The sequence below is a fragment of the Mycolicibacterium chubuense genome (assembly GCF_001044255.1).
In the GTDB taxonomy this organism is placed as follows: Bacteria; Actinomycetota; Actinomycetes; order Mycobacteriales; family Mycobacteriaceae; genus Mycobacterium; species Mycobacterium chubuense.
Genome location: NZ_JYNX01000016.1, coordinates 36,840 through 57,263 on the forward strand (window position 1 = coordinate 36,840; position 20,424 = coordinate 57,263).

Here is a 20,424-nt window from a genome sequence, read left to right on the forward strand (position 1 = left end):
GGCATTTGCCCCATGCCGTCGCCACCGTGCCGGTTCACCATCGGGGCATGACTCGATTCCTGACGCTCTGCTACGGCGCTGTCAGCTACGTGCTGTTCCTCGCCGTGTTCGTGTACGCGATCCTCTGGGTCGGCGATCTGGGCGTGCCCCGCTCCGTCGACCACGCCGTCCAGGCCCCGTGGGGGCAAGCCGTGGCCATCGACGTGGTGCTGCTGACGCTGTTCGCCGTGCAGCACAGTGTGATGGCGCGGCCGGCGTTCAAGCGATGGTGGACCCGCTTCGTCCCGCAGTCCATCGAACGCAGCACCTACGTGCTCGCCGCGAGTGCTTTTCTCGCGCTTGCGCTCTGGCAGTGGCGGGAGCTTCCGACCGTCGTGTGGGAGGTGAGTTCACCGCCCGCACGATGGACGATCTACATCGTGTTCTGGCTCGGATGGGCTGTCGTGCTCGCGTCGACGTTCATGATCAACCACTTCGAACTCTTCGGGCTCAAGCAGGTGTTCGCGGCCTGGCGTGGCCACGGGCCGGCCGAGACGGGCTTCCGCACGACGCTGTTCTATCGCGTGGTGCGCCACCCGCTGAATCTCGGCTTCATCGTGGCCTTCTGGGCGGCGCCGACGATGACGGTAGGCCACCTGTTGTTCGCGTCGGTGACGACGGCGTGGATCTTCCTCGCCATGCACCTCGAGGAGCGTGACCTGATGGCGAAGTTGGGACCACGCTATGCCGCCTACCGGGAGACGGTGCCGATGATCGTGCCCCTGCCCGGCAAGGCGGTCTCGCACCCGCGGGCAGCAGGCTGAGGTCCGCCCGCACGCGGAATAGCATTCCTGGCCGCGAAAATCGCGCAGCAGCAGCCAGGAATGCTATTCCGCGGCAACAGGATTACTTCAGCAGGGCTCGGCTCATGACGACGCGCTGGATCTGGTTCGTGCCCTCGTAGATCTGCGTGATCTTGGCATCGCGCATCATCCGCTCGACCGGGAAGTCGATGGTGTAGCCGGCGCCGCCGAACAACTGCACCGCGTCGGTGGTCACCTCCATCGCGACGTCGGAGGCCAGGCACTTCGACGCCGCCGAGATGAAGCCGAGGTTGCCCTCGCCCCGCTCGGCGCGCGCGGCCGCGCTGTAGACCATCAGCCTTGCGGCTTCGACCTTCATCGCCATGTCGGCGAGCATGAACTGCACCGCCTGGAAATCGGAGATGCTCTTGCCGAACTGCTTGCGGTCCTTGGTGTATTCGATCGCCGCGTCGAGCGCACCCTGCGCGATACCGACCGCCTGCGCGCCGATGGTCGGACGGGTGTGGTCGAGTGTGGCCAGCGCGGTCTTGAAGCCGGTGCCGGGCTCGCCGATGATCCGGTCGCCCGGGATGCGGCAGTTCTCGAAGTACAGCTCGGTGGTCGGCGAGCCCTTGATGCCGAGCTTGCGCTCCTTGGGTCCGATCGTGAAGCCCTCGTCGTCGACGTGGACCATGAACGCCGAGATGCCGTTGGCGCCCTTGTCGGGATCGGTGACGGCCATGACCGTGTACCAGCTCGACTTGCCGCCGTTGGTGATCCAGCACTTGGCGCCGTTGAGGATCCAGTCGTCACCGTCGGCCTTGGCGCGGGTGCGCATCGCGGCGGCGTCACTGCCGGCCTCACGCTCGGAGAGCGCGTAGGACGCCATCGCCTCACCGGAGGCGATCGAGGGCAGCACCTTCTTCTTCAGCTCGTCAGAGCCGCGCAGGATCAGCCCCATGGTGCCGAGCTTGTTGACCGCCGGGATCAGCGAGGCCGACGCGTCGACGCGCGCGACCTCTTCGATGACGATGCAGGCCGCCACCGAGTCGGCACCCTGGCCGTCGTACTCCTCGGGCACATGCACCGCGTTGAAGCCCGACGCCACCAGCGCATCGAGAGCCTCCTGCGGGAAGCGCGAGTTCTCGTCGACGTCGGCGGCGTAGGGAGCGATCTCCTTCTCCGCCAGCGCGCGGATCGCGTCGCGCAGCTCCTGGTGTTCCTCGGGCAACTGGAACAAATCGAACGACGGATTTCCGCCCCATCCAGCCATCATCATCTCCTTGCTACTCGCCGGTAACTTTACCGTGCTCGCACTGCGACGCGAAGTCCGCCCGCCTGCTCTCTCAGCCGGAGCTCAGCTGCAGGCATGGTTTGTTCTCAAGTTGCATGGTTACTCTCCGAAACATGCAGGTGTACATCGATGGCCCAGTCCTTCGCCGTACCGCGCACTGCGAGTGTGGCTGGAACGGTACTCGCCATGTTCTGCGCGCATCGGCGGTAGTCGACGCGGGCGTGCATGCAGCGCAGACCGGGCACATCCAGGCCGCCGCTCCGGTGCAGAGCGCCGAACCGGTCGTCGTCCTCCGGGCGTCCTGACCGACCCTTTTCCGTCACACCTTCGTTAGTGTGACGAAGATCACATCTGCCGTGAACGGCTCCCCGCGAGACGTCTCGGCGACACGAATCCGAGTTTGCTAAGCAACCGTTTGACGCTTGCGTCAGCAAGAACCTGCCAGGACCGGAACGGCGGCTCGAGCAGCCATTACCGCCCTTATTGACGCGGTCAGCGAAATCTAGTCACCCAGCAGCCGCTGCCGCAGCGCCGAGTCCTTCTCCAGCACCATCTTCTCCAGCCCGGCCTGGAAGTCCGCCATCCGCGACCGCAGTTTGGGGTCGAACGCCCCGAGGATCCGGACGGCCAGCAGTCCCGCGTTGCGCGCCCCTCCGATCGACACGGTCGCCACCGGCACGCCGGCCGGCATCTGCACGATCGACAGCAGGGAATCGAGACCGTCCAGCCGCGCCAAAGGCACCGGGACCCCGATCACCGGCAGCGGCGTCGCCGAGGCGACCATGCCGGGCAGATGCGCCGCTCCCCCGGCCCCGGCGATGATCACCTCGATACCGCGGCCCGCCGCTTCCTGCGCGTAGCTGAGCATGCGCCCCGGCGTGCGGTGCGCGGAGACGACGCCGACCTCGAACGGGATGTCGAACTCGGCGAGCGCCTCGGCGGCATCCGACATCACCGGCCAGTCGCTGTCGCTGCCCATGATCAAGCCGACCCGTGGCGTCATGCGGGGTCCTCTCCGTTCGGGGTACGGCAGCACTCTATAGAGCCGCCGCCCGAGGTGTTGCCGGCGACACCCAAACCCGAACAAGTATGTGCGGCGGAACATTGCCAGCGCGGCAGGCCACTGGCGAAACTCGCACCATGACTTCTGTAACCCCGGTCACACCGCGGCACCGCGAGGACGCGCAAGCCACCCGCGACATCCTCGACCCCGCGACCACCGCCGTCATCGCCACCGTCCCCGAGCACACCGCCGCCGACGTGCACGCCGCAGTGGCCCGCGCCAAAACCGCCTTCGACACCGGCCCGTGGCCGGCCATGGTCCGCAGCGAGCGCGCGAAGCTGCTGCTGCGTATCGCCGACGCGATCGAGGCCAACTCCGAGCGGCTGTTCCGCCTGGAGACCCGGAACAACGGACGGCCGATCACCGAGACCCGCGCGCAGCTGTCCCGGGTGCCGGAGTGGTTCCGCTACAACGCGGGTCTGCTTGCCGCGCAACGCAATGCGGTGCTGCCCGGCGACGGCCCCTATCTGACCTACCAGCGCCGACAGCCGCTGGGCGTGTGCGGCATCATCACGCCGTTCAACCACCCGATGCTGATCCTGGCCCGCAGCCTGTCGGCCGCGCTGGCCAACGGCAACACAGTGGTGGTCAAGCCGTCCGAGCTCACCCCGCTGACGACGCTCGCGCTCGCCGAGATCCTCGCCGAGACCGGCGTGCCGGACGGCGTCGTCAATGTCGTCACGGGTGGTCGCGAGGCCGGTGTCGCGCTGACCGAGCATCCCGACGTCGCGAAGATCACGCTCACGGGCGGCACCGAGGCCGGCCGCTCGGCGTCAGTGGCGACGGCCGCGCGGTTCGCCCGGATGACCGCCGAGCTCGGCGGCAAGACGCCGGTGGTGGTGTTCGACGACGTCGATCCGGTGACGGCGGCCGAAGGGGCGGCGTTCGCAGCGTTCATCGCGGCGGGCCAATCCTGTGTCGCCGGTTCACGATTCCTGGTGCAGCGCGGCATCTACGACAAGTTCGTCGACAGGCTGGCCGCCCGGGCGAAAAACATTCGCGTCGGTGACCCGAGTGAGTCCGGCACCCAGATGGGTCCGGTGATCAGCGCCCGCCAGCGCGACAAGATCGTCGCGCTGATCCGCACCGGCGCCGACGAGGGCGCCCGGCTCGCGGCCGGAGGCCCACCCGAGCTGCCGGACCACCTCGCAGAGGGCTTCTTCGTCGCGCCCACCGTGTTCGCCGACGCCACGATGGACATGGCGGTCGCGCGGGAGGAGATCTTCGGCCCGGTCGCCGTGGTCGTCCCCTTCGACGCCGAGGCCGACGCGGTCGCGATGGCCAACGACAACCTCTACGGGCTCGGCGCCGGGGTGTGGACCACCGACGTCGCGCGGGCGCACCGGGTCGCCGACGCCATCGTGGCCGGCATGGTGTGGGTCAACGACCACCACCGTCTGGAACCGTCGCTGCCCTGGGGCGGCGTCAAGGAGTCCGGCATCGGAAAAGACGCGGGCACAGAGTCTTTCGACGACTTCTCGTGGGTGAAGACGATCGTGGTCCGGACGTCGGATTCGTCCGTCGACTGGTACGGCGCCTCCGCCGAGACCCGGCTGAACTGACAGGAGCAGCACATGACCACCAAGACGCCACCCCACACCACCTGGCACCGGGAGATCACCCGCACCCAGTGGCTGGTGCTCGCCGGGACGACGCTCGGATGGGGCCTGGACGGTTTCGCCGGCAGCCTCTACGTGCTGGTGCTCGGGCCCACGATGACGGAGCTGCTGCCCAACAGCGGGATCGGCGTCACCCCGTCGGCCATCGGCCTCTACGGCGGCCTGACGGTGACGATGTTCCTGCTGGGCTGGGCGGTCGGCGGGATCTGCTTCGGCATCCTGGCCGACTACTTCGGCCGCACCCGGGTGCTGTCGCTGGGCATCCTCACCTACGCGGTGTTCACCGCGCTCGCCGCGTTCTCCGAAACGTGGTGGCAGCTGGCGCTTCTGCGGTTCGTCGCGGGCGTCGGATCCGGGGTGGAGGCGCCCGTCGGCGCCGCGCTGATCGCCGAGACGTGGCGCAACCGGTTCCGCGCCCGCGCGGGCGGCATCATGATGAGTGGCTACGCCGGCGGGTTCTTCGTCGCCGCAGCGGTGTACGCCGCACTCGGCCACTACGGCTGGCGCCTGATGCTGGGCCTCGCGGTGCTGCCGGCGCTGCTGGTCTGGTTCATCCGCCGGTACGTTCCCGAGCCGGAGGAGGTCGGCGCTCACCTGGACCGCCGCCGAGAGCGGAAGCGCCGCAACGAAAAAGACACGTTTGTCCTCAAGCGACTGTTCAGTAAGCCGCTGCTGACCCCGACGCTGGTGTGCACCGCGTTGGCGACGGGCTCGCTGATCGCGTTCTGGAGCGTGTCGACGTGGTATCCGCAGATCATCCGCCAGTTCACCGCGTCCGACGGGCTGCCGAAGGAGACGGCCGATCACCGGGTCGCGATCGCCTCGATGCTGTTCAACGCCGGCGGCATCATCGGGTACGCGCTGTGGGGTTTCCTCGCCGATGCGTTCGGGCGGCGCAAGACGTTCGGGCTGTGCTTCGCGGTTTCGGCTGCGGCGATCGTGGCGACGTTCGCGTTCGACCGCACCTACACCGAGTACCTGTTCGCGATGCCGATCCTCGGGTTCGGGTTGTTCGGCGCGCTGTCGGGCACGTTCATCTACGGCCCGGAACTGTTCCCGGTCAGTGTGCGGGCGACGGCGTTGGCGGTCTGCAACAGCGCGGGGCGGTTCGTCACCGCGTTCGGGCCGCTCGTCGCGGGCGTCATCGCGGTGTCGTGGTTCGACGGGAATCTCGGTCTGGCCACCGCGTCGGTCGCGGCGCTGGGCGTGGTCGCGGTGATCGGCCTGGCCTTCGCCCCCGAAACCCGCGGCATGCCGCTGCCGGCGGAGCCGCACACCGAGGAGAGCGTCCGATGACCACCCATCTGTTCGATCCGTTGACGTTGCGGGACATCACGTTTGCCCACCGCGTGTGGATGTCGCCGATGATGCAGTTCGCCGCGGTCCCCGATGGCCCGGAGACGGGCGCGCCCACTGACTGGCACCTCGCGCATCTGGGGGCACGCGCGGCCGGCGGGGCGGCGCTGGTGATGACGGAGGCGACGGCGGTCCTTCCCGACGGTCGCAGCAGCGACTACGACCTGGGGCTGTGGAACGACACCCAAGCCGAGGCCCTGCAGAGAATCACCGCCTTCCTCCGCGGGCTGGGCACCGTCCCGGGCATCCAGCTGGTGCACGCCGGTCGCAAGGGTTCGACGGGTCGGCCGTGGCCGGATCCGAAGCGCACCCAGAACAGTTGGCCGACAACGGCTCCCAGCCCCAAAGCGTTCGGCCGCCTTCCCCAGCCGACCGAACTGACCGAAGAGGACATCGCCGCGATCATCGCGGCCTTCGGCACGGCGGCCGCCCGCGCGGCGCACACCGGCTTCCAGGTGCTCGAATTGCACGGCGCGCACGGCTATCTCATCCACCAGTTCCTGTCCCCGCAGGCCAACCACCGCACCGATCGCTACGGCGGCTCGTTGGCCAACCGGATGCGGTTCGCCACCGAGGTGGTCGACGAGGTCCGTCGGCACTGGCCCGAGGAGCTGCCGCTGTTCTTCCGCACCTCGGCCACCGACTGGCTCGCCGGCGATACCGACGACGAGCGTCCCGGCTGGACCGTCGACGACGCCGTCGAACTCGCCTCACTGCTCAAGGAACGGGGTGTGGACCTGGCCGACGTCTCCAGCGGCGGCATCGTGCCCGACGCCCCCATCACGGTGGGGCCGGGCTATCAGGTGCCGTTCGCGCAGGCGGTCCGCGCCAAGGCGGGCATCCCGACGGCCGCGGTCGGGCTGATCACCGACGCGGAGCAGGCCGAGACGATCGTGGCGAGCGGTCAGGCCGACGCGGTGTTCCTCGGCCGGGAGCTGCTGCGCAATCCGGCATGGCCGCGGCAGGCCGCCGCCGCGCTGGGACACGCGCTGCCCCATCCCCCGCAGTACACGCGGGCGTTCACCTGAGACCTCAGGCGTGCGGGTCCCAGCCGTCGGTCCACTCGGCGTGCGAGAGCCAGTGTGCCGCCCGCTCGGCGCGCTCGCGCAGCGACTCCCAGTCCTCGCCGACGATGTTGACGTGGCCGATCTTGCGGCCGGGCCGCTCCTCCTTGCCGTAGAGGTGCACCTTGGCCTCGGGCAGCCGCGCGAACAGGTGGTGCACGCGTTCGTCCATCGACATCGTGGGGGTCGACGGCGCCCCGATCACGTTGCCCATCACCGTGTAGGGCGTCAGCGGCGTCGTGTCGCCCAGCGGGTAGTCCAGCACGGCGCGCAGATGCTGCTCGAACTGCGATGTGCGGGCGCCGTCCATGGTCCAGTGCCCGGAGTTGTGCGGGCGCATCGCGAGCTCGTTGACCAGCAGCGCACCGTCGGAGGTCTCGAACAGCTCGACGGCCAGCACCCCGACCACGCCCAGCTCGGACGCCAGCCGCAACGCCAATTCGGAAGCGGCAGAAGCCACCTCGGAAGACAACGACGGCGCCGGCGCGATCACCGTCACACAGATGCCGTCCTCTTGCACGGTCTCGACCACGGGCCACGCCGCGCCCTGCCCGAACGGGGACCGCGCGACCAGCGCCGCCAGCTCGCGGCGCATCGCCACCTTCTCCTCGACCATCACCGGCACGCCGTCGGCCAGGTAGCGCGCGACGATGTCGCGGGCGTCCTCGGGGGTGTCGGCCATGACCACGCCGCGGCCGTCGTACCCGCCGCGGATGGTCTTGATGACGACCGCTCCCCCGACCTCTACGGCGAAGGCCTCCGCCTCGCCGGTGCTCGTCACAGAAGCGAAGCGCGGCACGGGCGCGCCGAGGGCGGACAGCCGCTGACGCATCACCAGCTTGTCCTGGGCGTGCACCAGCGCCGACGGGGGCGGGTAGACGGGGACGCCGTCGGCGACGAGCTTCTCCAGCAGTTCGGTGGGGACGTGCTCGTGGTCGAAGGTCAGCGCGGTGGCCCCGTCGGCGACGCGGCGCAGCGCGTCGTAGTCGGTGTGGTGGCCCAGGACGACGTCGGGCGACACCTGGGCGGCGGACTCGTCGCTGCGCACGGCCAGCACCCGCAGCGTCTGGCCCAGCGCGATTGCCGCCTGGTGGGTCATGCGGGCGAGTTGGCCGCCGCCGACCATCGCGACGACGGGGTGGGAGGATCCGGTTCGTGGCACGCCGTACATCGTGTCATGACCTACACCACATCGTTGACCTGCGGTTACTTCGCGCTTGGGAGTTTCAAGGGTTCGTTCCGTAGACTCGCTCCTTGTGTCCTTTGCCGATGCGACGATCAAGCGTCTCCCTGGGCCGCTCCGTCCCTACGCGGAGCGGCACCATGAGCTCATCAAGTTCGCCATCGTCGGCGCCACCACGTTCGTCATCGATTCGGCGATCTTTTTCACGCTGAAGCTGACGATCCTCGAGCCCAAGCCGGTGACCGCGAAGATCATCGCGGGCATCGTCGCGGTGATCGCGTCGTACATCCTGAATCGGGAGTGGAGCTTCCGGGACCGGGGTGGCCGCGAGAAGCACCACGAGGCGCTGCTGTTCTTCGGGGTCAGCGGGGTGGGCGTACTGCTGAGCATGGCCCCGCTGTGGATCTCGAGCTACGTGCTGATGCTGCGCGTGCCGATGGTCTCCCTGTTCACCGAGAACGTCGCGGACTTCGTGTCGGCCTACGTGGTCGGCAACCTGTTGCAGATGGCGTTCCGGTTCTGGGCGTTCCGCCGCTTCGTCTTCCCCGACGAGTTCGCGCGCAACCCGGACAAGGCGCTGGAGTCGACGCTGACCGGCGGCGGCATCGCCGAGGCGCTCGAGGACGAGTACGAGAGCCGGCACCCCGCCGAGGGCACCGTCACGCCGATGCGGTCGTCGCGCCGCCGCAAAGCGCGGCAGTACGACGCCGAGACCCGGATCTCGAAGACGTCCTAGCGGCGCAGCCCCTGCTCGTGGTAGCTCAGGTCGGTGTTGACCTGCCAGGGGTCGACATTCTCGCCGAAGTACTTGCCGACGCTGCGGATCGCGCTGAGCATCGCGTGGTCCTGGTTGTCGTAGTGGTGCATGCCGTTCCGGCCGATCGGGTGCAGCGACGGGTAATGCTCGCGCAGGTAGTCGCGGATGCGCACCACGCTGCGGTCGCGCGCCGGATCGTGGATCGGGTAGGCGAACTTGGACCGGGTGATCATCACCCGCTCGATCTGCGGGTTCTTGAAGCCCAGCTGGTGCAGATCGCGTTCGACGATCGCGCCCAGGCCGTGCTCGTTGGCCAGCCACAGGTCCTGGTCGGGTAGCAGGAAGTATTCGAAGCCCAGGTAGGTGCCATTGAAGCCCTTGGGGCAGAGGTCCTGCGACCAGCGCCGGTAGTTCTGGATGCGGCCGGCGTGAAAGTTGGGGCCGGGGGTGTACACCCAGTTGTAAGGGATGTCGTAGTGCTTGCGGAGCGCGACCGCGACGGTGATCAGCGAGCGGTGGCGGAGGTTGTCAGCGACCGCGCGGATATAGTCCGGCGGCGCGGGATCGAGCATGTCGACGAGCACGCGCAGCGGCATGCTGGAGAACAGCGCATCCCCGCTGACGACGTCGCCCCGGTCGGTGGTCACCGTCCAGGTGCGGCCGTCGTAGCGGGCGCCGGCCGCCATCGCGTTCAGCCTGACGTCGACCCCGGCGTTCGCGAGCTTCTTGGCCGCGGCTTCCCACAGCTGACCTGGCCCGTAGCGCGGATACCGGAACACGTCCTGGTCGGCGGCCTGCTCGTGTTTGGACAGCTGCCAACCGATCGGCTTGATGCGCTGGTTGGCCCAGTCGCTGGCGATGTTCTCGGGGTCGGCGAGCCAGGTCTTGCGGACGTACCCGTCGAAGAACAGTTCGTACCAGTGCCGGCCGAACTCCGAGCGCCCCCATTCCTGGAAGCTGATCTCGCGCGGCTCGATGCGGGTCTGGCGGCGGAAGCGTGCCCAGGCGTAGCCGCCGGCACCGCGTACCACGTCACCGATCGCGAGCTGAAGCAGCAGGTCACGCCCCATCAAGGGGTATCGGACGTAGCGGTTGTTGACGAGCATCGCGGAGCTGCGGGGCACGACGAGCCACTGATCCTCGGGGAGCAGCGAACGCCAGAGGTCGGCGACTTCCTCGCTGCGGGTGAAGAACCGGTGCCCGCCGGGGTCGATGCGCCAGTCGCCGTCGACCTGGGTGCGGGCCAGCCCGCCGATGCCGCCGGTGGATTCGAGGATGGTCGGGGTGACGCCACGCCGGGTCAGTTCGAGGCCGGCCGACAGGCCCGCCGGCCCGGCGCCGATGATCAGCGGCGCGCGCTCCACAGTTACCGCCCCCGCAGTTGTGGGACGCCGCGGAATTCGGCGATGAGGTCGTCGATGTGCCCGGTGGTGAGGTCGTTGAGCGGGGTGTCCAGGAAGCGCAGCTGCGCGTACTGGCTCTGCAGCGGCAGGAAGCCGCTGAGCAGCGGCTCGGGGGTGGTGCGGATGACGAGGTCGACGTCGCCGATCTCGAACGCCGAGGAGATGTCGCAGCCGTCCTGCTGGGCCCGCCGGGAGGCCTCGCGCAGCTCGTCGTAGGCGTCGTAGGCGGCGAGCATGTTGATGCGGAACGCATCCCCGGTCATCGCGACTTCGAGGTCGTGCGCGGCGGCAACATAGTTGTCGGGCAACGCTTTTCGATCGCCATAGAGACGCAGGCTGCACTTCGCCGGGTCGAACCGGTCCGGGATCAGTGTGGTGAGGAACTGCAGTGACGCCTGGTACACCGCGTCGAGTTCATCGGGGGTGCGGCCGAGGTTGGCCCGGCTCAGGTTGTACACCGTCACGGTGTGTACGCCATGGGCTTGCAGCGTCTGCAGAATCTCGATCACTTTGTGGGCGCCGCGCAGATATGCGGCGGCGAGCGTGGTGTCGTGGCTCTTGGCCCACCGCCGCAAGCCGTCGGGAATCAATCCGACGTGGTTCGGTCCCTGCTCCACACCCACCCCAACCCATCTACTCCCCGAGCAAAGCGTATGACAGAACGGTTCGACGCGAATTCAAATGGACGAAACAGCGTGCGTATGTTCCGCCGGCCCGCATCGAACGGCCTCACTCTGCGGGCCGCAGTACAGCGAGCACCGTCAGCGCGAGGGTCTTGAGATCGAGCAGGATCGACCAGTTCTCGATGTAGAAGTTGTCGAACTCGGCGCGGTCGGCGATCGAGGTCTGCCCACGCAGGCCGTGCACCTGCGCCCAGCCCGTCATGCCGGCTTTGACGCGGTGCCGGTCGCCGTAGCGGCGGATCTGCATCTCGAACAGGTCGACGAATTCGGGCCGCTCGGGCCGCGGACCGACCAGGCTCATGTCCCCGCGGATCACGTTGAGCAGCTGGGGCAATTCGTCCATCGACGTCTTGCGCATGATCTTGCCGATCCAGGTGCGCCGGTCCTCGCCCTCGACACCGCCGGGGGCCGCGCCATCCTTGAGCTGGAAGGCCTCACCGGAGGGGTCGGCGGGGCGCATGCTGCGGAACTTCAGGCACTGGAACACCTTGCTGTCGCGGCCGATTCGGTCCTGTCCGAAGAAGATCGGCCCCGGCGAGCTGAGCCGGACGAGCAGCATCAGTGTCAGGAACAGCGGCGAGATCAGCACCAGACCGACGGTGGCGAAGGTGCGATCCATGGTGTGCTTGACCGCGAACTGCCAGCCCTTCGGATTGGTGTGGTGGAGCACCATCAGCGGGATGCCACCCATGTGCTCGATGGTGGCGCCGACGCCGACGACGTCCATCATGCGCGGCACCACACGGACTTTCAGGCCGAGGTTGTGCGCGCGCTGGGCGACGGCCGCCAGTTGTTCGTCGGACACCGCAGAGTGCGCGATGATCAGCTTCTCGGCGCCCGATGTCACGACCGCGCGTTCGAGATTGTCGGTGGTGCCGAGGTACGGGACACCCCCGAGTTCGACACTCGCGGGCCGCGTGTCGTCGATGACGCCGACGGGGCGCAGTCCGTAGTCGGGCACCTGCTGCATCCGGGTGATGATCTGGTGGGCGATCGGGCCGCTGCCGACGATGATCGCCGGCTTGCCGAAGTTGAACTTGCGCCGCAGGTAGCGCTGCGTCAGCGAACGGCACAGTCGTACCGCGGGAACGAGAATCGCTGCGAAAACCCACGTCCACAGCGCGATGCGGCTGAGAGGGATGAAGGGCGGAACTGGCTGGCCTACCTCCAATGGTGGAATTGCCCACGTCATCACGGCGAGCGTGAAGAGAGCCGAGACCGCCACCGACGTCTCGACGGGCTCGAACTCGTCGAGGAACCGGTCACCGAGCTTTCGCTTGTACATCGACCGCGTCGCCAGAATCACGATCAGTATCGGCACGAAGACCCACGACCAGGTCAAGGCGCCCCGGCTGTCGACCTGCCCCCTGAAAACCAGGTGCGCGAAGAACACCGCCCAGAAGCCGGCCCAGATGTCCAGCCCAACAGTGACGGCGACATAGCCCGATTCGTTGCGGAGGTAGTCGACCAGGCGGTGCCATAAGGACGGCTTCTCGACCACGAGCGGCGTACTCGCCGCGCGCAGCGGCGTCGTCGGCCGAGCGCTCGGTGTGTGCACCGTGTGCTTCGTGTCGAGCTGCATGCGCGGGTCCCCTGGGAAGGCACTAGGAAACCCAACTCTAAGTGTGCTGAGCGCCCGCTGCAGTCAAATTGCCATCCGCGAATGTTAATTTGCCACCTTGAACGACGGTACAGTGGCGCGCGGCATAGCTGAGCTCAGTGCGTCAGCGGCCTTGACCCGTGCCAGGACCGAAGATGCGCTCGGCGGCGAGGCCGGCGAGATCGGTCAGGACCTGTACGTGACCGGTCCCCCAGAGCCGCGGCTTGGTGTCGAATACACACAGCGTGCCGACGGCGTTGCCGTTGTCGTCGGTCAATGGGATACCGAGATAGGCGACGACGGTGCCGTCGCGGACCGCCGGATGATTCTTGAACACCGGGTCAGCTCGGGCGTCCTCGAGGATGAGCGGCAATCCATTAGCCACTGCGTACTGACAGATCGACCGCGAGAGTGGCGTCTGCCTTTCCTCTGGCGTGTTCGCCTGCATCCCGGCGGCGCTCTTGAAGAATTGCCGGTCCACGTCGACGAGCGTCACGCAGGAGTTCGGGGCGTCCAGCGCATCGGCCGCCGCGCGGGTGATGCGGTCGTAGATCTCCTCGCGCGGAGAGTCGAGCAACCCGGTGGCATACAGGGCGCGCAACCGGTCGGGGTCGGCGATCACGGTGGACACACTCGGCATGTCGGTGCCGGCGAAGACGCCGGACTCGGACAGGTGCTCCATGAGCCGTTCGACGGCAGCATTGTCGGACAGGCGTTGGTCCGCCACCATCTTCGACGCGACCGCCCGCGCCACATAGGTGTTGACGTCCTCACCGGCGTCGCGCGCACACTGCTCGAGTTGGCGGTTGAGCCATTCGTCAAAACGCTTCAGCGAACCAGACACCCGTCCACGGTATCTGACATCGGCGTCAGCGCGTGCCCGAGCATCGAAAGCCGCGTCCGCATAGCCTGAGTTGGTGCCCGCCCGACACCGTCAATCTCCTACTCACACGGCCGCTCTCGTTGTCGGCGGCACGGTGGGCGCGCTGGTGCGGTACGGAGCGGCGACGGCGTGGCCGTTGCCGCGCCACGTGTTCGTGTCGACAACGGTGACGGCCGCAATCGCGTTCGCGGTGGCCGGGTTTCTGGTGGCGGCCGGGCTGACGTCGGCCCTGCGGGTGGCGGTGTTCGGTGCGTGTGCGAGTGCGGCGAGTCTCAGCGCGTGGGCGGTGCTCACCATCAGCCAGCCACCGAAGCTGTCGATCGGGTTCCTGATCGGGACGCCGGCGGCGGCGGTCGCCGGACTGCTGTGCGGCTTGCTGGCGGCGCGGATGGTGGCACGGTGACGTGGCTGCTGGTCGCCCTCGGCGGCGCGGCGGGTTCGGCGATCGGCGCGCTTCTGATGCGCCGGCCCACGGGGACGCGGCTGCTGCTGGCGACGGCATCGGTGTGCGGGCTGATGGGAATGCTGAGCGCACAACTGGTTTCACCGAAGGTGACGGCTGTGCTGGGCTATGGCGTGCTGGGGTCTGCAACGAGCATGGTCGCGTTCGCGCTGGCGTCTCCGGCGTGGGTGGGCGGCGACGCGCCGGTCCGCAGCACCGCGGGGATCACCAAAAGGCTGGCGGTGTACTGCGTGGTGGGGGTGACGTTCGCGTTGCTGGGTTATCTCGCGGTGCGCGGCGGGGCAACGCTGTACAAGAAGCTCAGCTGATCCCGTCGCAAGAGCCCTGGACTTCGGCTTTGACCCAGGCCGCGTACTGATAGAGGAAGGTGTACTGCCAACGGGCCACCGAGAACGGATAGCTGCGCGGTACGTCGCGCATCACTATAGATCGGGAAGGCGAGGCGAAGCAGGCATTAAATATCCATCGGGCTCGTGGCATGTGATAGCGCCAGCTGATCACGATGATCGACCGCCAGCCGCGCTGCTCGGCGAGAGCACGGGTCATAAGCGCTTCGCCGCGGGTGGTCTGCAATTTCGATCGCTTGCAAATCACTTCGACGTCAGCGCGCGGTTTGCATACCTCCTCCATAACGACATCCCTTGGCCCGTACGCGTCAGAAATGAGGACGGTGGGCGCGTAGCCCTGCTCGGCGAGCTTGAGGCCGTACGCTTCCCGGCCGTCGTGTTCGCCGCCGAGTACGACGATGGCGTCGACTTTGCGCAGCGGGTCCGGTTGGGCGTGAGCGAAGAAGAAGGTACCGGTGGCGCCGTTGAGGAACAGTATGAAGACAAGGGCGATCACGGCCGCCGGCAGCGGTCCCGCGCGCACTCCTGAGCGTCGCCTGTCCCCCATGGTCTGCACGGTATTGGAGCGCGCAGCGATGCGCAGTCCGTCAGCTGGGGGATTCTTCCGATCCGAGGGTGTCGAAGACCTCGTGGTAGAGCAGCGAGTGGACGCGCTCGACCTGGGGAATGTCGTGGAACTCGAGGGGGTCCTGCGAGGCGGATTCGATGATCAGCGTGCCGGTGCGAAGGATGCGGTCGAGCAGCCCGTGCCGGAACTCGACGCTGTTGATGCGGGCCAACGGGATGTCGATGCCGGAGCGGGTGACCAGGCCGTGGCGGAACATCACCCGGCGGTCGGTGATGACGAAGTGGGTGGTCCACCAGTTGAGGAACGGCCAGATCGAGAGCCAACCGATGAGGATGAGCCAGACGGCGGCGATGACGAGGAAGACGATGTTCTTCGCGGACGGCTCCCAGGCAAGAGTGTTGACGTAGCCGGCGAGGAACGCGGCGGCGGCGGTCGCCAGAATGAGGACGAGCGCTGGGATGGTGAGACGCCCCCAGTGCGGGTGGCGGTGCAGGACGACGTGTTCGTCCTGCGCCAGCACATTCTCGGGATAGCCCACGCAGGCACTGTACTCAGCGGCGGTAGATCGCGCGGGCCAATCTCAGCGGCGCTCTCAGCGACCTGGCAAAATACGACGCCGCACCCAACTCAGTAAATTCTCAGTATTTGCCAGCTAACGCATTAGCCAAGCGTATCTTGATCATGGTGCAGGTCGAGACGTGTCGGTGTGGCCACGACGGGACCGCTCATGAACACTACCGAGCAGGAACGGATTGTTCACTGTGCGAATGTCCGCGGTTTCAACGAAGTAGCTGCGAGTCTCGGACGTGGGTGGACCGATTGCTGGCCCGGTGGCTGACCCGCTGAGCTCGAAAGCACTGCATGACCTTCTATATACGAAGATCGTTGACGTGCTATATACGAAGATCGTTGACGTGCTCGCGGTACCAGGCGACAGTCCGTTCGAGCCCCTCGCGCAGATCGATCTTCGACGTCCATCCAGTCTGAGTGAGTTTGGAGACGTCGAGGAGCTTCTGTGGAGTTCCGTCAGGTTTTGTTTTATCCCAACGCGTTTCGCCGTCGTAGCCGACAACGGAGGCAATGGTGTCGGCGATGTCACGGATAGTCACATCGGTGCCGCTGCCGACATTGACTTGCTGCGGGCCGTCGTAATGCTCGAGAAGGTGGAGGCAGGCGTCCGCCATGTCGTCCGCGTGGAGGAACTCACGCCGAGGGGTACCGGTCCCCCAGTTCGTCACGGAGGACGCGCCCTCCGCGACGGCTTCGTCGTAGCGCCGGATCAAGGCGGGAAGCACATGCGACCCGGTGCGCGAGAAGTTGTCGTTGGGCCCGTAGAGGTTTGTCGGCATCGCCGAGATCCACGGCAAGCCATATTGCCGACGCACCGCTTGAACGTGGAGGATGCCGGTGATCTTCGCGATGGCATAGGCATCGTTGGTGGGTTCGAGTGCGCCGGTAAGCAGCGAATCTTCACGGATTGGTTGTTTGGCAAACTTCGGGTAGATGCAGGACGACCCGAGGAACAGCAGACGTTCGACCTCCGACTCTCGTGCTGCATCAAGCACATTGACCTGGATACGAACGTTGTCACTAAGGAAATCGACCGGGTAGGTGCTGTTTGCCAGAATGCCGCCGACCTTCGCTGCCGCCAGCACGACGTATGCCGGCTTCTCTGCGGCGAAGAAATCGAATACCGCGTCTCTATTCTTAAGGTCGAGTTCGTTGGAGGTCTTCCCAACGATGTTGTGGAATCCTGCCGCTTCCAGGCGGCGCACAATCGCGGACCCGACGAGGCCTCGGTGCCCCGCCACATAAAAAGTCGCGTCACGGTCCAACTCCGTCGGCGAAAACTGCAGGCCTTCAGTCACGGCATTCTCGCGTCCTCAGTCGACGGCGTCACCCAGGACTCCAGCTGCACCCGGTCGATCCACGGCCGGCCCGCATGCTTGAGCGCCTCGATATCGGCATCCACCATCAGGCGCGCGAGCTGGCGGCCATCAACGGCGGGAACCCAGTCGAGTTTCTTGGCCGCACGCGTTGGATCACCAATCAAGGCGTCGACCTCAGTGGGCCGGAGATAGCGTTCATCGAAGCGAACGTGATCCTCCCAGTTCAAACCGGCATGGTCGAAGGCGATCTCGAGGAATTCCCGAACCATGATTCCCACGCCCGTCGCCAGAACGTAATCGTCAGGCTCCTCCGCCTGGAGCATCCGCCACATGCCCTCGACATATTCAGGTGCGTAGCCCCAGTCGCGGATCGAGTCGAGGTTGCCCATGTAAACGTGTTCCTGCCGGCCGGCCTTGATCGCAGCAACCGCGCGAGTGATCTTGCGGGTCACGAAAGTCTCACCGCGTCGGGGTGATTCGTGGTTAAAGAGGATTCCGTTGACGGCGAACATGCCGTACGCCTCGCGGTAGTTCTTCGTGATCCAGAAGCTGTACAGCTTCGCGACGGCATACGGGGAACGGGGGTAGAACGGTGTGTCCTCATTCTGCGGAGGTGACGTCGCACCATAAAGTTCTGACGACGAGGCCTGATAGAAGCGAGTTTTGATGCCTGAGAGTCGCACCGCCTCGAGCATGCGAATTGTGCCCGTACCAGTCGTATCGGCGGTGTGCTCCGGCTCATCGAAGGAAACGCGGACGTGGGATTGAGCCGCGAGGTTATAAACCTCATCGGGATCGATATCAGCCAGAAGTGTTACCAATCGTGCGCCGTCACCGAGATCGCCGTAGTGCAGGAATAAGCGAGCGTCTGGCGAGTGCGGATCAACGTAGAGGTGATCAATGCGGGACGTATTGAAGGTCGACGCGCGACGGATAAGCCCGTGGACCTCATAACCCTTGCTCAGAAGGAGTTCAGCGAGGTATGAGCCGTCTTGGCCCGTGATTCCTGTAATTAGTGCGCGTCTTGTCATCAGAGTGATGTGTCTTTCGTATCGGTCCGTCCGTCCGTGCGGCGGGCGAATTGGTTTGACCCTACCGACCATGCATCGGCATCAACAGTCGAAAGCGGCCCTGCGAAGCGGCCGCATTAAGAGTCGGATTGTGCGGCCAGAGAGGGCATTAACGCGGCACGTCAGATCACCCCAGCCGCTCTGAGTGACTCCGCGATTGCTGGCGCGATCTTCTGCCCATACGCAACGGTCATGTGGTTGGTGTCAAGCTTTGTGGGCGTCGATCCAACAAAACTGGGACAGTACCGCTCCTCGCCGCAGAACCAAGGTCGCGAGTCAACCCACGTTCCGTGAATCGATGCCGCAACATCACGCTCAACTCCGCCCACCGATCGCCATACGTCGTTTACCTGGCTTATGCAATCTGCCGGAGAGCTCGATCGAGCGCCGTAGCATTCCCGGATGTTCTTGTCGGCCGGTGGGGCAGAGAGCAATACCACCTTCCCCGTGCTGGGCCGGAACTTCTCGATCATCGAGCGCAGGGCGCGAGACCACTCGCGGGGCGTCATCCACTGGTCGCTTCCAACGACACGCTTGGCTCCGTAGAGATTGGACACAATCACGACATCGGGCTTTGTCGCGTTGATCGAGTCCACAACTCGCTGCGCCCAGCCAGGGCAAGCCTCGACGATAGAGGAGTCGGGATTGAACACTGGCGCGTCCACGAACTCGCAGCCCCCCATGGCTGCAACCTGAAGTTGAAGCCGGCCCTCGGAATTAAGCGCAATGTCGCGAAGCGGACCGCCGTAGGACAACGCGATCGAGTCCCCCACCAGGAGAATGCGGGTTCCTGCAGAGGGCGATCCCCACCGACACCTCGACTCATCCATGGGGTCGGCTGCGTTGCAGGCGTGAACATCAAGTGGTGATTCCGGAGTGTTCATGGCCGACTCCATCGAAGGATCTAATGCTGGCCACTTCGTGGCTGACAGCGCCTGCACCATCTCCCGCTGTAGTTGTGAAGTAAAAGGCCCAGAAGGAGGCTTGCCGGCAGAAGGATCTACATTCTCTTGCGCCACAATGACTGGCGGCGTTTCATGAGGTATCTCGGGCCGGATCGCATACGCCCATAGACCGAGGGTGATCAGGAAAAGAGCACCCACACCTGCATATCCGCTCGATCTTTGCGGAATATAGCGCCGGCGGCGGATATCTTTGAGCACTTGGCGCAACTTGTTCCAGTCGCCGTAGCGCAGGGGATTCTCCACGAAGTGATAGGAGGCGATCGCCAAGGCGAACGACGTCGCTGCAGCCGCCACATAAAAAGATCGGCCCTCAGGCATCAACGCCGCAAGAAATACAATCGTCGGCCAATGAACCAGGTAGAGGGAATATGAGATATTGCCTATATACACACTTGCAGGGTTCCGGAGAAAGGCTTGGAATTGCGGCTCGCCCGAGACACCGGCGGCAATGACTAGCGCTGATCCTGCGACTGGCACGAGTGCCCACGGTGCTGGAAAGCCGAGTGACTGCTCGCTGATACTCAGCACACCTGCCAGAATCAGCGCCAATCCAGCCCACGAAAGCCAAGGCTTCGCGATTCTCGGAATCCGCGCCAGTACGCCTGTAGCTGTCGCCATGAGAGCCCCGACGCCGAGCTCCCACACGCGGACGAAGGTGTCGAAATAGGCCCACGTCGGTGCTACGGCAGTCTCGTACATGGCCCATACAAAAGATGCAACGACGATTCCAGCCATGATTGCCCCAGCGAGGTGAAGCCGACGCTGATGATTCCAGGATTTTCGCGCAACTATCAGGCCGACCACAAATATTAATGCCGGCCACACAAAATAAAATTGCTCTTCAACTGACAGCGACCAATAGTGCTGTAACGGCGAGACGGCATCGCCCCCCGCGAAATAGTCGGTCTGCTGGAACGCGAACCACCAATTAGATATAAAAGCGAAAGCGAACAACGCATCGACGCCGACTTCATTCGCTCGAAATGTTTGAAATACAACTAGCGAACAGCAGTACGTCAGAACTAGCACCACTGTCGCAGCTGGGACGATGCGACGTACACGGTGCCAGTAGAATCGCTTGAAGGAAACATTTCCAGCGCGATCCGCCATCCTCAGAAGATTGCCCGTTATCAGGAATCCCGAGATCACAAAGAAGACGTCGACGCCGACGAACCCGCCCGACGGCCAGCCAAAGAGGTGCGAAGAAAAGACGGTCAGAACAGCAACCATCCGCAGCCCCTGGACATCGAGGCGTTGATTCGCCCGTTCGGCGCGCCGGCGTTGGCGGCGTACTTGTTTGCCGTAATTTACTAACAATGTAGACATCGATTATCCCCCGAACGACGGCCTATCGCGATAAATAGTGGCATGGATTTAGCAATTGCGAGAGCGCTCGATCAAAACCGCAGCCTCGAACAAGCGAAATGCCGCACCC

At 65.6% G+C, this 20,424-nt stretch carries 19 protein-coding genes; 7 read left to right on the plus strand and 12 right to left on the minus strand.

Going from position 1 to position 20,424, the window contains the following annotated elements:
* Positions 1-47 precede the first annotated feature (47 nt).
* On the plus strand, positions 48-803 hold the full coding sequence (gene mddA, locus MCHUDSM44219_RS03370; protein WP_048416815.1) for a methanethiol S-methyltransferase: 756 nt from the start codon (positions 48-50) through the stop codon (positions 801-803).
* Between the two features lie 82 nt (positions 804-885).
* Here the strand turns inward: mddA and MCHUDSM44219_RS03375 are convergent, their stop codons facing one another.
* Positions 886-2,055 carry an acyl-CoA dehydrogenase gene (locus MCHUDSM44219_RS03375; RefSeq protein WP_048416845.1) on the minus strand — a complete coding sequence of 390 codons (1,170 nt, stop codon included), beginning with the start codon at positions 2,053-2,055 and terminating at the stop codon, positions 886-888.
* A gap of 523 nt (positions 2,056-2,578) precedes the next feature.
* Positions 2,579-3,079: a 5-(carboxyamino)imidazole ribonucleotide mutase gene (purE, locus tag MCHUDSM44219_RS03380; RefSeq protein ID WP_048416816.1), complete on the minus strand. Its 501-nt coding sequence runs from the start codon at positions 3,077-3,079 to the stop codon at positions 2,579-2,581.
* Between the two features lie 137 nt (positions 3,080-3,216).
* Between purE and MCHUDSM44219_RS03385 the strand changes: the two genes are divergently transcribed.
* From MCHUDSM44219_RS03385 to MCHUDSM44219_RS03395, 3 genes are read left to right on the plus strand one after another with little or no spacing between them, the layout of a single operon-like run.
* Positions 3,217-4,701 (plus strand): aldehyde dehydrogenase, encoded by a 1,485-nt coding sequence (locus tag MCHUDSM44219_RS03385; RefSeq protein ID WP_048416817.1) that lies wholly within the window; start codon positions 3,217-3,219, stop codon positions 4,699-4,701.
* A gap of 12 nt (positions 4,702-4,713) precedes the next feature.
* On the plus strand, positions 4,714-6,054 hold the full coding sequence (locus MCHUDSM44219_RS03390) for an MFS transporter (RefSeq protein WP_048416818.1): 1,341 nt from the start codon (positions 4,714-4,716) through the stop codon (positions 6,052-6,054).
* Complete coding sequence (locus MCHUDSM44219_RS03395) at positions 6,051-7,142, plus strand: NADH:flavin oxidoreductase/NADH oxidase (RefSeq protein WP_048416819.1); 1,092 nt, start codon at positions 6,051-6,053, stop codon at positions 7,140-7,142. Before MCHUDSM44219_RS03390 ends, MCHUDSM44219_RS03395 begins: the two co-directional genes overlap by 4 nt.
* A gap of 4 nt (positions 7,143-7,146) precedes the next feature.
* Here MCHUDSM44219_RS03395 and MCHUDSM44219_RS03400 read toward each other — a convergent pair whose 3' ends face one another.
* On the minus strand, positions 7,147-8,349 hold the full coding sequence (locus tag MCHUDSM44219_RS03400; protein ID WP_048416820.1) for a 5-(carboxyamino)imidazole ribonucleotide synthase: 1,203 nt from the start codon (positions 8,347-8,349) through the stop codon (positions 7,147-7,149).
* An 85-nt stretch (positions 8,350-8,434) separates the two neighbouring features.
* Between MCHUDSM44219_RS03400 and MCHUDSM44219_RS03405 the strand changes: the two genes are divergently transcribed.
* Positions 8,435-9,097 carry a GtrA family protein gene (locus MCHUDSM44219_RS03405; RefSeq protein ID WP_048416821.1) on the plus strand — a complete coding sequence of 221 codons (663 nt, stop codon included), beginning with the start codon at positions 8,435-8,437 and terminating at the stop codon, positions 9,095-9,097.
* Here MCHUDSM44219_RS03405 and MCHUDSM44219_RS03410 read toward each other — a convergent pair.
* The 4 genes from MCHUDSM44219_RS03410 to MCHUDSM44219_RS03425 all read right to left on the minus strand — a co-directional run bounded on the left by MCHUDSM44219_RS03410 (position 9,094) and on the right by MCHUDSM44219_RS03425 (position 13,648).
* Complete coding sequence (locus MCHUDSM44219_RS03410) at positions 9,094-10,482, minus strand: FAD-dependent oxidoreductase (protein WP_048416822.1); 1,389 nt, start codon at positions 10,480-10,482, stop codon at positions 9,094-9,096. The two genes, MCHUDSM44219_RS03405 and MCHUDSM44219_RS03410, sit on opposite strands and share 4 nt — an antisense overlap.
* 2 nt (positions 10,483-10,484) lie before the next feature.
* On the minus strand, positions 10,485-11,144 hold the full coding sequence (locus tag MCHUDSM44219_RS03415; RefSeq protein WP_413783575.1) for an undecaprenyl diphosphate synthase family protein: 660 nt from the start codon (positions 11,142-11,144) through the stop codon (positions 10,485-10,487).
* A 106-nt stretch (positions 11,145-11,250) separates the two neighbouring features.
* Entirely contained in the window at positions 11,251-12,786 is a 1,536-nt protein-coding gene (locus MCHUDSM44219_RS03420) for a sugar transferase (protein WP_048416823.1), read from the minus strand.
* Between the two features lie 142 nt (positions 12,787-12,928).
* Positions 12,929-13,648, minus strand: coding sequence for a GAF domain-containing protein (locus MCHUDSM44219_RS03425; protein WP_048416824.1), 720 nt, complete (start codon positions 13,646-13,648; stop codon positions 12,929-12,931).
* Positions 13,649-13,721: 73 nt separating this feature from the next.
* Between MCHUDSM44219_RS03425 and MCHUDSM44219_RS03430 the strand changes: the two genes are divergently transcribed.
* Together MCHUDSM44219_RS03430 and MCHUDSM44219_RS03435 are read left to right on the plus strand one after the other, a co-directional pair.
* The gene (locus MCHUDSM44219_RS03430; RefSeq protein ID WP_048416825.1) at positions 13,722-14,090 is read left to right on the plus strand and encodes a hypothetical protein; all 369 of its coding nucleotides are present in this window, start codon (positions 13,722-13,724) and stop codon (positions 14,088-14,090) included.
* Complete coding sequence (locus MCHUDSM44219_RS03435) at positions 14,087-14,458, plus strand: hypothetical protein (RefSeq protein WP_048416826.1); 372 nt, start codon at positions 14,087-14,089, stop codon at positions 14,456-14,458. The genes MCHUDSM44219_RS03430 and MCHUDSM44219_RS03435 overlap by 4 nt, the downstream gene beginning before the upstream one ends.
* On the opposite strand, the gene MCHUDSM44219_RS03440 is transcribed toward MCHUDSM44219_RS03435, so the two are convergent.
* The 5 genes from MCHUDSM44219_RS03440 to MCHUDSM44219_RS28670 all read right to left on the minus strand — a co-directional run bounded on the left by MCHUDSM44219_RS03440 (position 14,451) and on the right by MCHUDSM44219_RS28670 (position 20,315).
* The gene (locus tag MCHUDSM44219_RS03440; protein WP_048416847.1) at positions 14,451-15,044 is read right to left on the minus strand and encodes a YdcF family protein; all 594 of its coding nucleotides are present in this window, start codon (positions 15,042-15,044) and stop codon (positions 14,451-14,453) included. The two genes, MCHUDSM44219_RS03435 and MCHUDSM44219_RS03440, sit on opposite strands and share 8 nt — an antisense overlap.
* A 40-nt stretch (positions 15,045-15,084) precedes the next feature.
* Positions 15,085-15,603 carry a PH domain-containing protein gene (locus tag MCHUDSM44219_RS03445; protein WP_048416827.1) on the minus strand — a complete coding sequence of 173 codons (519 nt, stop codon included), beginning with the start codon at positions 15,601-15,603 and terminating at the stop codon, positions 15,085-15,087.
* Positions 15,604-15,958: 355 nt separating this feature from the next.
* A complete protein-coding gene (locus tag MCHUDSM44219_RS03450) occupies positions 15,959-16,933 on the minus strand; it encodes a GDP-L-fucose synthase family protein (protein ID WP_048416828.1) in 975 nt (324 codons plus the stop codon).
* Complete coding sequence (gene gmd / locus MCHUDSM44219_RS03455) at positions 16,930-17,985, minus strand: GDP-mannose 4,6-dehydratase (protein ID WP_048416829.1); 1,056 nt, start codon at positions 17,983-17,985, stop codon at positions 16,930-16,932. Before gmd ends, MCHUDSM44219_RS03450 begins: the two co-directional genes overlap by 4 nt.
* 161 nt (positions 17,986-18,146) lie before the next feature.
* Positions 18,147-20,315, minus strand: a complete 2,169-nt coding sequence (locus tag MCHUDSM44219_RS28670; protein WP_082162007.1) for an acyltransferase family protein — start codon at positions 20,313-20,315, stop codon at positions 18,147-18,149.
* Positions 20,316-20,424: the final 109 nt, after the last annotated feature.

Excerpts from the sequence above, each read along its gene's own strand:
- mddA (WP_048416815.1), top strand. The coding sequence starts at position 48 with ATGACTCGATTCCTGACGCTCTGCTACGGCGCTGTCAGCTACGTGCTG.
- MCHUDSM44219_RS03375 (WP_048416845.1), bottom strand. The coding sequence starts at position 2,055 with ATGGCTGGATGGGGCGGAAATCCGTCGTTCGATTTGTTCCAGTTGCCC.
- purE (WP_048416816.1), bottom strand. The coding sequence starts at position 3,079 with ATGACGCCACGGGTCGGCTTGATCATGGGCAGCGACAGCGACTGGCCG.
- MCHUDSM44219_RS03385 (WP_048416817.1), top strand. The coding sequence starts at position 3,217 with ATGACTTCTGTAACCCCGGTCACACCGCGGCACCGCGAGGACGCGCAA.
- MCHUDSM44219_RS03390 (WP_048416818.1), top strand. The coding sequence starts at position 4,714 with ATGACCACCAAGACGCCACCCCACACCACCTGGCACCGGGAGATCACC.
- MCHUDSM44219_RS03395 (WP_048416819.1), top strand. The coding sequence starts at position 6,051 with ATGACCACCCATCTGTTCGATCCGTTGACGTTGCGGGACATCACGTTT.
- MCHUDSM44219_RS03400 (WP_048416820.1), bottom strand. The coding sequence starts at position 8,349 with ATGTACGGCGTGCCACGAACCGGATCCTCCCACCCCGTCGTCGCGATG.
- MCHUDSM44219_RS03420 (WP_048416823.1), bottom strand. The coding sequence starts at position 12,786 with ATGCAGCTCGACACGAAGCACACGGTGCACACACCGAGCGCTCGGCCG.
- MCHUDSM44219_RS03440 (WP_048416847.1), bottom strand. The coding sequence starts at position 15,044 with ATGGGGGACAGGCGACGCTCAGGAGTGCGCGCGGGACCGCTGCCGGCG.
- gmd (WP_048416829.1), bottom strand. The coding sequence starts at position 17,985 with ATGACAAGACGCGCACTAATTACAGGAATCACGGGCCAAGACGGCTCA.
- MCHUDSM44219_RS28670 (WP_082162007.1), bottom strand. The coding sequence starts at position 20,315 with ATGTCTACATTGTTAGTAAATTACGGCAAACAAGTACGCCGCCAACGC.